Source organism: Flavobacterium sp. WC2416, from assembly GCF_041200095.1.
Classification (GTDB): Bacteria; Bacteroidota; Bacteroidia; order Flavobacteriales; family Flavobacteriaceae; genus Flavobacterium.
This window is the reverse complement of sequence record NZ_CP165626.1, coordinates 2,184,223-2,197,388: the sequence shown is the minus strand read 5'-3', so window position 1 is coordinate 2,197,388 and position 13,166 is coordinate 2,184,223. Positions and strand designations below refer to the sequence as shown.

Sequence of the window (13,166 nt, the reverse complement as noted above, 5' to 3'; positions counted from 1 at the left end):
TAAATCTAATCCGTTTTGGTTTTAAACCTTTGTAATATTTGCTTTAATAATTAGAATTTGTTTTTCTTTTTTGCTTTTTTGAATTTACTATTATTAGCTTTGCATTTCTCAAATTTAATGAAAATTAGTTTTAGATTACACCAATAGTTATAAACAAAATTATGTCAATAATTACCCTTACTACCGATTACGGCTTGAAAGACCACTTTGTAGGTGCGTTAAAAGGGAAGATTTTATCTGAATACTCTGATGCTACAATTATTGATATTTCACATCATATTGACGCATTCAACACTGTTGAAGCAAGTTACATAATTGGCGCAGCCTTTTCCAGTTTCCCAAAAGGGACTGTTCACCTGATAGGAGTGGATATGGAATTAAATAAAGAGAACCTCCATATTGTAATGCAATGGAATGATTCTTTTTTTATTGCTGCCGATAATGGAATTTTAAGCATGCTTTCGCAAAAAATTGTTCCTCAAAAAATAGTCGCCATCAACATTCATGATCGTTTACCAAGTGATGCTTCTGGTCTAGATGTTTTTGTAAAAGTGGCTTGTCATATTGCCAAAGGAGGGTTACTAAACGTAATTGGCAAAGAAATTAGTACCATAAAACAAATAACTGAATTAAAAGCAGTTGCTTCAGATGACAACAATTTATTGAAAGGACATGTGATTTATATTGACCATTTTGGAAATGTAATAACTAATATTTCCAAAAAGCAATTTCTAGAAGTGGCCAAAGGACGTCCTTATGAAATTATCATGAAAACGAAAAATATCAAAACCATTTTGCCTAATTATTCGGCAATTGCTAGTTCAGATAAATATCCAATTAAGAACTATGAAGGGGAAAAATTAGCCATATTCAACGAAGCTGGTTTCCTTGAAATTGCAATATTTAGAAGCAATCCTGATAAAGTGGGTTCGGCTAATAGTTTATTGGGACTCAATTATAGAGATGTAGTTTCTATTCAATTTAAAAATTAAGATTTTAATAAAATAGAAAAATCATCAATCGTTAATCCTAAATCAAAAATCTAAATGTTTGTACGAATAGTAAAATTGAGTTTTCACGAAGAAAAAATCCCTGCTTTTTTAGAAAATTTTGAATCCATAAAAGATAGAATTCGATCAGCACCAGGAAATAAACTATTGGAACTATATCAAGATAAAAATAATAAAAGCATCTTTTTTACGTACAGCTACTGGGAAACCGAAGCCGATTTAGAAAATTACAGAAACTCTGCCTTTTTTGATGAAGTTTGGACTTTTACCAAAAAACTTTTCAATGACAAACCCGAAGCTTGGAGCGTCGATAAATTAGCTTCTTTGGTTTAATGTTTAATGTTCGAAGTTGAACAACATTAAACCTTAAATCTTAAACTTTTAAACAAAAAAAATGAAAGCAATATTATTACGAGAAATTAAATCCTTTTTTGGTTCGCCAATTGGTTATTTAGTAATCGCATTATTTCTAATTCTCAACGGATTATTTCTTTGGGTTTTTCAAGGTGATTACAATATCCTCAATACTGGATTTGCTGATATGAGTCCATTTTTCACTCTATCTCCATGGATTTTAATATTCTTAATTCCTGCCGTTACCATGCGCAGTTTTTCGGATGAAAAGAAGCAAGGAACACTTGAATTATTACTTACTAAACCTTTGAGTATATGGGAAATTGTTAACGGAAAATTCTTTGGTGCCATGTTGCTTATTGTAATGGCAATTGTTCCAACAATTATCTATGTTTTTGTAATTTCTAGCTTAGGAATGCCTCAAGGGAATATCGATATGGGAAGTACTATTGGATCTTATTTTGGTTTATTATTTTTAATTGCAGCTTATTCCGCAATTGGAATATTTACTTCTACCCTATCCGATAATCAGATCGTTGCTTTTATTGTAGCCGTATTTTTATGCTTCTTTTTCTATTTTGGATTTGAAGGATTGGCATCAATTGTGCCTGCAGTTTCTACTTTAATTTCGGCAATAGGAATGCAAGATCATTTTAAAAGTATGGGCCGTGGTGTAATCGACACTAGAGACATTCTCTATTTTGTAAGCATCACTATTTTATTCCTTTCGTTTACTGTTTATAAACTAAAATCTTTTAAATTGTAATGGTACCAATACAAAAAAGCAACTTAAAAACATTACTGATAACTATTGCCTTTTTATTGATTGCAAACGGAATCAGCATGCGATTTTTTCATCGTTTTGATTTAACAAAAGATAAAAGATATACCCTTTCTGAAACCTCTTTGAATATCATCAAGCAAGTACAAGAACCGCTTTCGATAAAGATATACATGCAAGGGGAATTGCCTGCTGAGTTCAAGCGATTGCAGCAAGAAACACAACAACTATTAGAAGAATTTCAAGCTTATAATAAAAATATTGTTTTCGAATTTGTCAATCCATTAGAGAATGAAGATTCGAGCATGGACAACATCAAAGAATTGTATCGAAAAGGATTGACACCAGTAAACATAACTGTTGACGACAAAGGGAAACAATCCCAAGCTATGGTATTTCCTTGGGCTATTGCTGTGTATAACAATAAGGAAGTCAACATCCCATTATTGAAAAATAAAATGGGCGCTACTACAACTGAAAAAGTTATTGGATCTGTACAACACCTAGAGTATTCTATTGCTGATGCAATTAATAAAATCACTACCGTTAAACAGAAAAAAATTGCGGTAATTAAAGGAAATGGAGAGTTGCAAGATATTTTAATGGCTAAATTTCTTTTGCAAATAAGAGAAAGTTACCACATTGGCCCATTTACACTGGATTCGGTTGCCAAAAGTCCGATACAAAGTTTAGAAGCTTTAGAGAAATATGATTTGGCTGTTATTGCAAAACCTACAGAAGCCTTCTCAGACGCCGAAAAACAAGTTTTAGACCAGTATATTATTAACGGAGGTAAAACATTATGGCTTGTGGACCAAGTAGCGGTTGAAATGGACAGTTTGTACAATTCTGCTGGTGCTACTTTAGCTTATCCTAGAGAACTAAATCTAAATGATATGTTCTTTAAATACGGCTTTAGAATTAACCCAGATATTATAAAAGACGAACAAGGAAGTCCTATAAAATTGGCCACTGGTGAACAAGGAAGTGCTACACAGTATCAAGATTTCAACTGGAAATTTGCCCCATTAGTTTACCCAGAAAGTACCCATCCCATTGTAAAGAATTTAGGCGGAATAAAATTTGATTTTGCCAATCCTATCGATACTTTAAAAAATGGAATTAAGAAAACGGTGCTTCTAAAATCATCCCAATATTCTAAAAAGGTAGGAACTCCTGTCGAAGTCAATTTGGATATTGTTGCTGAAGAAACGAGTCCGAATCATTATATTAAATCAGGGAATATTCCAATGGGAGTTTTACTTGAAGGTCAATTTCATTCCGTTTTTGAAAACCGAGTATTACCTTTTGAGCAAAGCACTTTCAAAAAAGAAGGAACTGCTAGTAAAATGATTGTTATTTCTGATGGAGATTTGATAAAAAACCAATTGGATAAAAATTTTCAACCCGTTGAATTAGGCTTTGATCAACGATCAGGAAATTTATATGACAACAAAGATTTCTTGTTAAATTGTGTCAATTATTTACTGGATGACACTGGACTTATTAACATTCGATCAAAGGATCTTGACCTTCCTTTATTAGACAAAGAAAAAGTATATGAAAACTATACTCAGACACAAATCATAACTATCGGGCTTCCAATCCTAATATTAACCCTTTTTGGACTTTTATTTACCTTTATTAGAAAAAGAAAATACAGTAAATAGATGTTAATAAAAAAGTTTCAATACTAGAATAGTTTACGATATATTTGTAAAATGTATTCTATTTTAGAATTTAAACTAAAACAGAAACTCAAAAAATAAAATAAAACAGATGAAATTTATAGTATCGAGTTCGTACTTATTAAAACAGTTACAAGTTTTAGGTAGTGTTATCAATAGCAGTAATACTTTGCCAATTTTGGACAACTTCCTATTTGAATTAAACAATAATGAATTAACGGTTTCAGCCTCCGATTTAGAGACGACTATGTCTGCAAGTTTGGCGATTGATTCTACAAGTCAAGGAAGTGTTGCTGTACCTGCAAAGTTACTTTTGGAAATTCTTAAAACGTTTCCTGAGCAACCTTTAACTTTTACCGTTCAAGAGAATAGTACTATAGAAATAAGTTCAAATTCAGGAAAATATGCATTAGCATATGCTCCAGGTCAAGAATTTCCTAAAGCAGTAAATCTTGAAGAGCCTTCAGTGACTTTAGTTCCTGCTGATGTATTGGCAACCGCCATTAGCAAAACAATCTTTGCAGCAGGAAATGATGATTTACGCCCAGTAATGTCTGGAGTGTTTTTTCAATTTTCTCCGGAAGGTTTGACTTTTGTAGCAACAGATGCTCACAAACTGGTAAAATATGCTCGTACTGATGTAAAAGCATCACAAGTGGCTGATTTTATTATGCCAAAAAAACCTTTGACAATTTTAAAGAGCATTCTTTCCACATCTGATGCGGAAGTGAAAATTGAATACAATGATTCAAATGCTACTTTTTCATTTGATAACTATATTTTGATGTGTCGTTTAATAGATGGAAAATATCCAAACTATGAAGCGGTTATCCCAAAAGAGAATCCTAATAAATTAATGATTGACCGTTCTCAATTCTTGAGTTCTGTACGTCGTGTGGCTATTTTCTCTAACAAAACAACACACCAAATTCGTTTAAAAATTGCTGGTGCTGAGTTGAATGTTTCTGCTGAAGATATTGATTACTCAAATAAAGCAGAAGAAAGATTGACATGTGATTACCAAGGTGACGATATGCAAATAGGATACAATTCTCGTTTCTTGACTGAAATGTTGACTAACCTACAATCTGACATGATTATGCTTGAAATGTCATTACCTAATAGAGCTGGAATTCTTACTCCTGTTGATGGATTAGAAGAAGGGGAAACAGTAACTATGCTAGTAATGCCTGTAATGTTAAATAGTTAACATTAAACCTTGAAATTGTTGTATATTCATTTTTGAAATTGAAATATAATACTTATCATTGTCATTCGATATAAGCTATTAACCAAACCATTTTTATATTTAAAAAAACCGCTATTTCCTTTTGGGATATGCGGTTTTTTTTTTGTGGTCAATATTTTAAGAGAAATATTTATTTTATTAAATAACTCCCATTTTTTTCATTAGAAAAGTAGCGCTTTTATTTTTACAAATTCCATCACGCAGTTTGTAATCAAAATGTAATTCATTATTCTGAATTTCAACTTCAAAACATTTATTGGTAAGTAGGTCCGGATATTCATTTGTCGTTAAGCAAACTTCAATATCATGGGTTGCAATGGCACCAATAGCTTTCTTAGCTATTACTTTCTTTACTACTTCTATAGTTCCATTTCGTTTATCATCTGAGTTGGTTCCTCTCAAAATCTCATCCAATAATACGAACGCAGGTTGGTCTTCTAATGCGTCCATGATTTGTTTTAAACGCTTAATTTCTGCAAAGAAATATGATTCACTATCCGATAATGAGTCCGACAATCGCATGGAAACTAATATAGGCAAAGGATGCACTGTAGCTTCGCTGGCGCAAACCACTGATCCCATTCCTGATAACACCATATTAACACCTAGACTTCGTAGAAAGGTACTTTTACCAGACATGTTAGAGCCTGTCAATATCATAAAGGATTCAGGCTGAAAACGTACCCCATTCCCTACTCTCGTTTTTTCATTTAGCAAAGGATGACTTAAATTTGAAAACACTATTTTGAACTCAGAATTCAAATTTGGAAATACAAAATCGGGATTATTATAGGAGAAATTACCCAAGCTACACAACATTTCAAATTCTCCGATCACTTCCAACCATTCCTCTAGAATAGCTGCATGCTCTTCTTTCCAACTCAATAATTTTTTTAATACATGAAGATTAAATAGAAAAGTTCCGTTGAACAATGATGCTGCCAACAAATTCCCAACAGTATCCATATTAGAAAACAATTCAGACAAAACTTTAAGATGATGACTTGCATTTTCAGCCTTAAACTTTAGTCTTTTTTGTAATTGCGTTAATTTTTTTGACTGAAATGATTCTTCTTCTATTTTTTTAAGCAATAAACTATATTGGCTAATGACTTTATCAATATCCTCAGCATTGGCAATTTCTATTTGGATTCGTTTGAAAAAATTACCTAAAATCGCTAAATTAACAAGAAAGATATAGGTCAAGAAGCTTAGTAAAATAACTTTAGAAGTTACTACATAAGCAATCAAAGTTCCTAAAAATAATACTGGAGTGACATATGATACTATACTAGCCCATTTAGGTAAAGGGGTTATTGGGAATTTGCTCCATTGTAGTAGTGCTTCATAACTTGATTTAGTATCCAGACTCATTTTGGCCAAAGCCAAAAAATCCTGACGCCAATCTAACTTTTCAGATAACTCATTAGTTGCTTCTTGATTGTCTAGAATTGTTTCATTAGTTGACAAAGTAAGTAACTGCTGTGCCAATGTTTTCTTTCCGATAAAAGTAGCCGTTCTATTTAAATTTTGAAATAGAGAATGTTCTCCAAAAATATCTAAATCATACGCATAAGGATGATGAAAATCATTAAATTCTTGTCCGTTTTCAAAAGGAAGCGCTTTGCTTTCCAAATAAGAAATCTCTTCTTGATTGATTTTTAAAAGCGCCTCGCTCTTTTTTCGTTCAAAAAGTAATTTCGAATGGAAACGCATTAATATAATAAAAGCGATAAAAAATACTGCCGCCAATCCTATAAAGAGAATAGTACTATTTTGCATATAAAAATAAAGAGAACCCAAAAACAGCACAATACTGACTAATCTAAAAAAACTGATACTATTGTATTTTTTATTGATTGTCTTTAATTCTTCCGTAACACTTTTAACCTTTGATTTATATATTTTCATCTGACGTATTAATGAAAGACAAATATAAGATTCCCGATAGGAATACCTATCGCAACGGTTAGTTAAATTAAGAAAATAAGAGGCATTCCATCTAAAAAAAGAAAAGCAACCAAAACCAATACGGTTTCAGCTGCTGTTTCTTACTCAAAAAATATTTTGCTCCATTTCATTAGTAAATAGGTTCTAACGACAATGAATTATGTGCATTTTAAATTACTCCTCAATAGGAATGGCAAGGATTGGAACATCAAAATTATTAGCAAATTTCTTAGTCAAACTAGGATGAAATAATCCTTCAAAAAAGCTTCTTTTATAAGTTAACATTGTTAAAAGATCAATTTCTTTATATAAAATAAAGTCCAATATCGTTTCTTTCACTTCATCACTGGTAATAACAAAAAACTCGATAGGCTCATCTTCAAAGTCTTTTTCCCATTTTTTTACTGTGTCCCTAGTAACATCAGAATTTCCTGTTTTCACATAAAGGCATTTTACTTCAGCATCAGCCATTTTAGCAACCGAAAGTATTTTTTTTAATGCTTTTTTATCTTTAGGTCTAAATCGAGTAGTAAAACCAATCGTTTTTATTGGTTTGAATTTGGCATCAATCGGAATACTTAGTAAAGGAACATTAATATCAGTTAGCACATTTCCAGTATTTGTACCTGAAAAAAATGCTGACCAACCCGAAGCACCTTCCGTTCCCATTACTACATAATCAATTTTATCGTCCTTAATTGATTTTTTTATGTTATAGATTAAATCACCATCCATCAATCGATGTGTCATTTTTATTTTATCTAAATGATGTTCTTCGGCTATCGCTCTTAATTTGGGTATTTCGTCTTTAAACATATCGAACTGTGATAATTGCAATGATTCATAAATTATCATATAATTCTCTGGAAAAAACTGATTGTCAAATACAGGCAATTCAAATGTATGCAACAAAATGAGCTCACCTTGAACAATTTTCGCAAATTCTAAAGCATGAATAAAGGCATTTGTTGCTGTTTCAGAAAAATCGGTCGGGAAGAGGATACGTTTCATGTTATATAGCGTTAATTGTAATTCGTTATTCAAAGTTATACTTAAAGTTACGGTATTAATATGATAATTATCAGTAGTTTATTTTATTATTCCTTATTTTAAAAAAATACAAAATACAACTCTATAATTCTAATCACTGTGAATTGCTAAAATAGGAATGTCTAATTCCTGTTCTTCTTTTTTACCATAACTCGGAACAAACAACCCTTCAAAAAAACCTCTTTTATAAGTTAACATAGTCAGCACATCAATATTTTTTGTCGAAACAAAATCAATGACTGTTTCTTTTATGGCATCACTAAGCACAATATAAAAAGAGATCGGTTCTTTACGGTATTCTTTTTTCCATAAATCAATCGTTTCAAAAGAAACATCCGAAGTATTGGTTTTTACATATAGGCATTTTACTTTAGCATTTAGTTTCTTAGCAATTTCTAATACAGCTTGTAATGGCTTTTTATCTTTAGGCCTAAATCGTGTGGTAAAACCAATGTTTTTAATGGGACGGTATTTTGCTGACAAAGGCACACACAACATAGGAACTTCAACTCCAATAATTACAGAACCCGAATTTGAACCGACAAAAAAAGCATCCCAGCCAGTCATTCCAGAAGTTCCCATTACCACAAAGTCAATTTTATCTTCTTTGACTGCTTTTTTAATATTGCTAACCAAGTTGCCTTCCATTAATCGATGTGTCATTTTTATTTGATCCAAAGCAAGGGCTTGCGCCAATTTATGCATTTTAGGTACTTCCTCTTTAAATCGATCCAGTTCTGAAAATTCAATCGAATCATAAATCATTGAATAATTTTCATGAAAAAACTGTTCGTCAAAAGTCAATAATTCATAGGAATGCAATACAATAAGATCCGCTCCCACGGCATTGGCAAATTCCAATGCATGCACAAAAGCGTGAGTAGCGATTTCAGAAAAATCCGTTGGAAACAAGATGTGTTTCATCATTACGACTATTTAAGGTAGGCTATTATAGTAAACTACATACTAAAGTTACAAATTAAATAGTTAAATATCAGTAAATTAAGTTGATTTTAACTTCGAAAAAGCACTGTCCTTTAAAAAAACGAATACTTCTACAGATTTACTACCTTTGCACCTTATAATAAAAAATATGTTGTACAACGATTCCATAGTAGCACTGGCTACACCTTCAGGAGCGGGAGCCATAGCGGTAATCCGAATTTCCGGAAATGAAGCAATTACTATAGGTAACAGCGTTTTTAAGTCCATTAAAAACAAAGATTTACTCAAACAGAAAACACATACATTACATTTAGGTCATATAGTAGATGATAATAAAACCTTAGACGAGGTTTTGGTGTCTATCTTCAAAGGGCCCAATTCTTATACAGGAGAGAATACCATAGAAATCTCCTGTCACGGTTCGACTTACATACAACAACAAATCATACAGTTATTGCTCCGCAAAGGATGTCGTATGGCCAATGCTGGTGAATTCACCCTTAGAGCCTTTCTAAACGGTAAACTTGATTTATCACAAGCCGAAGCCGTTGCTGATTTAATTTCGTCAGATAACGAAGCTAGTCACCAAATTGCAATGCAGCAAATGCGTGGTGGTTTCTCTAATGAAATTGCCAAATTAAGAGAGGAATTATTGAATTTTGCTTCGCTTATCGAATTAGAATTAGACTTTGCCGAAGAAGACGTAGAATTTGCAGATCGTACGCAGTTTCATGAATTATTGAACCGAATCGAATTTGTCCTGAAACGTCTTATTGATTCCTTCGCAGTGGGTAACGTTATCAAAAACGGAATTCCTGTGGCTATTGTTGGTGAACCTAATGTAGGAAAATCGACTTTGTTAAACGCATTATTGAATGAAGAACGCGCTATTGTATCTGAAATTGCTGGAACAACACGTGACACTATCGAAGACGAATTAGTTATTGGTGGCATTGGCTTCCGTTTTATTGATACAGCTGGAATTCGTGAAACTCAGGATGTAGTAGAAAGCATTGGAATCAAGAAAACATTTGAAAAAATAGAACAAGCCCAAGTGGTTTTATACTTGTTTGATAGTTTAAAATTTAAGGTTCAAAGTTCAGAATACATCATCGAAATTGAAAAAATAAAAAATCAGTTTCCTTTAAAACCATTGGTCGTTGTTATCAATAAACTGGATTTACTAACTGATCAAGAAATTACGACCATTCGCCTAGAACTTGAAACCTTAAACATTAAACTCATTTTCTTGAGTGCTAAAAATAATATAGGTGTTGATGAACTTAAAAATCAGTTACTCTCTTTTATCAATACAGGAGCTTTAAGAAATAATGAAACAATCGTTACTAATACAAGACATTACGACTCTTTACTTAAAGCATTAAATGAAATACAAAATGTAAAATACGGACTAGAAACAAATTTATCAAGCGATTTAATGGCACTTGATATTCGGGAAGCTTTGTACCATTTTGGGACAATTACTGGCCAAGTGACCAATGATGAATTGTTAGGTAATATATTTGCGAATTTCTGCATCGGTAAATAAAATCGCATTATTTAGCAAAATATCACGAAACACACTAAACCCTTTGTAAATCAAGGGTTTTAGTGTATTTTGGTGTTTTCTGAATTGGAAAAAAATCCCTTCTTCTAATACTAAAAAGGGACCCCATTTAAATATAGTCATTTTGAATTTTTGGAATTTAAAAAAGATATAATCATTCAATTCAAATGAAACATGCTTGATATACTTTCTATTATAAGTATACAAAACATGTACTTTCCCATCAGCTGTTTGAATTATGGCAGGATAGCTATATTCCCCTTTCTCTTGGTTTTCAAGATCAAATAATTTTTTCCAATGTACACCGTCTTTAGAATGTTCAACATCCAAAATATTACGACCATTAAACCAGTCTTTTCCTTGATACAAAGGATTATTGACCAATAGAAAAGACTTTTTAGAAATTGTTAATGCATCAATTCCTGAGTTTGAATTGACCACATTGATACTATCAGTACGTGTCCAGTTTTCCCCTTTATCACCAGACCAGCTAGTTATTATTTTATTGCGTTTACTTCTAAACAACAGTTGAATTTTATTTTTTGAATGAATCAAAAATGTAGGCTGAATAATCTCAAAATCTTGCTTATTTTCAATTGAAATGGTACTCCATTTCCCTGTGGCTTCTACATATTTTTCAACATGTGCTCTCCATTCATTATTTATGGTACTTTCGGTACTGCTGCCACATAAAATAACACCTGGACTTGCTTCAATAGTTTATTTCTAATAGGACCTAAAATATTTTCTGGTAAATATTTAGGTTTGCTCCAAGTTAATCCCTGGTCATTAGAAGTTATCATTGCTCCAAACCATTCTCTTGGATTTTTTCCTACTCTATAGAACAAATACAGAGAGTTTCTTTTACTCTTGAACAAAACTGGATTCTAGCAAGGCAAAGTATCTTTTTCACGAATTAGCGCTTGGATCAAACATTTTGGACTAGACCACTTTTCATCTTTATAATTTGATACATAAATCCCTACATCTTTAGCTCCTTCATATTTTACTCCAAACCAAGCAGCTAGTAACACATTTGGTTTTAACTCCACAAGAGTAAAAGCATGACTATTTGTTGTTACCGGTTCTATAGCAATATATTGCTGCTTTATATGGGTCGCTGTTGGATTTTTTGGTACAGAGGTAACAACATATACCCAAGTATTAATAAAAGCAATGAGTATTTTAATTTTAAATGCATTACTTATTGTTTGGATTAAAAAATTATACAAATTATTTTATAAAATCGACATTCATCTTATCCGATTTCAATATTTTATCCCCAATGTATTTTCCAATTTGACTTCCTTGTAAAACCCCGTTTTCAATTGCATCTCTATAATGAATTCCTCCATATAATCTAGAAATAGCTGCTTCTTGTGAAGCCTGTAAAAATGATTTGAATTTTCTTTGGGACAAACCAAACTCTAATTCAGTAGTATCAGTAAATGAGAAATTAGTTCCCAAAACTTGTGTCAACACCGTTGCGGCAGCTGTCGAAATCACACTGTGGCCTGAGGTATATTCTGGAAATGGAGGTGTTTGTAAAACTGATTTCCAACGTTTATCAATCCATTTGTTGATAGCCGTTTCTGGCCTTATTCTATTGCTTCTGTATTTTTCGTCCCAACAACTTATAAAAGCATCAGACAAAGTAATTGCCACGCTGCAATGAATGAAGGCTGTTTGTGTCAAGCTAGTTCCTTTTTTCAAACAGGCAATTCCAGTAATTCCCATCCAATGTCCGCCTGGAGAAATTTTCTTTAGACCAAATTCAACATGCCCAATTTGATTTAAAATAAAAGGATTACAATCCCAAAAACTAGCAATAGCGCGTTGTTTTTTGGATAATTTATTTACAACTTTATAAACTTCATTCAATTGTATGTAAAAAGAAGAAGTCTTTGTTAAATCAAACGGCGCAGGTGGTGCTGGCTTAAATTGATCACATGACACTAGGTAAAAAGGTCTAATTTGAAACCAATTTGGCTCAATAGCCATCATATATCCAGGACCTGTAGGTTGCCAATATCCATCTCCTTCTGTAGGAGTATATTTCTTATAACTACTTAGTTTACTAAATCCATCCGCTTTTACATATTCCATCATTTGATTTACAACCAATTCTACCAGCTTAGCGGTGTATTCTACTTGTTCTTTAGAAATGCCTCTTTTTATAGCTAATTCCTTTAAAGAATTGGCTTCTGTTGCTAACAAATAGCCTGATGGTAAAAGTTTTTCAGCCATTTTGAATACCGTAAATACGGTCGCAAAAGAAGCATTACTTTTTGCGATAAGTTCATTTGGTACTTCAATTTTCTTAAATTGATTTATTGATGGTGCAAATGAATTTTTAGAATTATAAAATATTGAAGTAGCTTCATTTGAACCAAGAGTAACATACGAATAATATCTTGCTGCCGCGACAGGCGAGGTTACGTCATTTACCATTACATCTGTTACTTTTTTTAAAGCAGATACATAGTCATTTGAAGAGAACTCCTTATTTTGTGAAAAAGTTGTAGCTCCTACCAAAATGATGCTTAAAATGATATAGATTTTTTTCATAGTT

Annotated in this window: 11 protein-coding genes and 1 pseudogene; 6 read left to right on the top strand and 6 right to left on the bottom strand. The window is 32.2% G+C overall.

The window, feature by feature from the left end:
* Positions 1-161 precede the first annotated feature (161 nt).
* The 5 genes from AB3G39_RS09350 to dnaN all read left to right on the top strand — a co-directional run bounded on the left by AB3G39_RS09350 (position 162) and on the right by dnaN (position 5,043).
* The gene (locus AB3G39_RS09350) at positions 162-992 is read left to right on the top strand and encodes an S-adenosyl-l-methionine hydroxide adenosyltransferase family protein (RefSeq protein ID WP_367753448.1); all 831 of its coding nucleotides are present in this window, start codon (positions 162-164) and stop codon (positions 990-992) included.
* Between the two features lie 54 nt (positions 993-1,046).
* Positions 1,047-1,343, top strand: coding sequence for a putative quinol monooxygenase (locus tag AB3G39_RS09345; protein ID WP_367753450.1), 297 nt, complete (start codon positions 1,047-1,049; stop codon positions 1,341-1,343).
* Between the two features lie 61 nt (positions 1,344-1,404).
* The gene (gene gldF / locus AB3G39_RS09340; protein ID WP_369769306.1) at positions 1,405-2,130 is read left to right on the top strand and encodes a gliding motility-associated ABC transporter permease subunit GldF; all 726 of its coding nucleotides are present in this window, start codon (positions 1,405-1,407) and stop codon (positions 2,128-2,130) included.
* A complete protein-coding gene (gene gldG, locus AB3G39_RS09335) occupies positions 2,130-3,815 on the top strand; it encodes a gliding motility-associated ABC transporter substrate-binding protein GldG (RefSeq protein WP_369769305.1) in 1,686 nt (561 codons plus the stop codon). Before gldF ends, gldG begins: the two co-directional genes overlap by 1 nt.
* 109 nt (positions 3,816-3,924) lie before the next feature.
* Positions 3,925-5,043, top strand: a complete 1,119-nt coding sequence (dnaN, locus tag AB3G39_RS09330; RefSeq protein WP_367770321.1) for a DNA polymerase III subunit beta — start codon at positions 3,925-3,927, stop codon at positions 5,041-5,043.
* Between the two features lie 177 nt (positions 5,044-5,220).
* On the opposite strand, the gene AB3G39_RS09325 is transcribed toward dnaN, so the two are convergent.
* From AB3G39_RS09325 to AB3G39_RS09315, 3 genes are all read right to left on the bottom strand, one after another.
* Entirely contained in the window at positions 5,221-6,993 is a 1,773-nt protein-coding gene (locus AB3G39_RS09325) for a DNA mismatch repair protein (protein WP_369753910.1), read from the bottom strand.
* A 213-nt stretch (positions 6,994-7,206) separates the two neighbouring features.
* Positions 7,207-8,043, bottom strand: a complete 837-nt coding sequence (locus tag AB3G39_RS09320; RefSeq protein WP_369753911.1) for a universal stress protein — start codon at positions 8,041-8,043, stop codon at positions 7,207-7,209.
* A 129-nt stretch (positions 8,044-8,172) separates the two neighbouring features.
* A complete protein-coding gene (locus tag AB3G39_RS09315; RefSeq protein ID WP_369753912.1) occupies positions 8,173-9,009 on the bottom strand; it encodes a universal stress protein in 837 nt (278 codons plus the stop codon).
* A gap of 166 nt (positions 9,010-9,175) precedes the next feature.
* Between AB3G39_RS09315 and mnmE the strand changes: the two genes are divergently transcribed.
* On the top strand, positions 9,176-10,576 hold the full coding sequence (gene mnmE, locus AB3G39_RS09310) for a tRNA uridine-5-carboxymethylaminomethyl(34) synthesis GTPase MnmE (RefSeq protein ID WP_367770333.1): 1,401 nt from the start codon (positions 9,176-9,178) through the stop codon (positions 10,574-10,576).
* On the opposite strand, the gene AB3G39_RS09305 is transcribed toward mnmE, so the two are convergent.
* The 3 genes and pseudogenes from AB3G39_RS09305 to AB3G39_RS09295 form a co-directional block, all read right to left on the bottom strand.
* Complete coding sequence (locus AB3G39_RS09305; RefSeq protein WP_369766276.1) at positions 10,538-11,260, bottom strand: exo-alpha-sialidase; 723 nt, start codon at positions 11,258-11,260, stop codon at positions 10,538-10,540. The genes mnmE and AB3G39_RS09305 overlap by 39 nt on opposite strands.
* A pseudogene (locus AB3G39_RS09300) lies at positions 11,257-11,826 on the bottom strand (exo-alpha-sialidase). Before AB3G39_RS09300 ends, AB3G39_RS09305 begins: the two are co-directional and overlap by 4 nt.
* 1 nt (position 11,827) lies before the next feature.
* Complete coding sequence (locus AB3G39_RS09295) at positions 11,828-13,162, bottom strand: vanadium-dependent haloperoxidase (protein WP_369765024.1); 1,335 nt, start codon at positions 13,160-13,162, stop codon at positions 11,828-11,830.
* Positions 13,163-13,166: the final 4 nt, after the last annotated feature.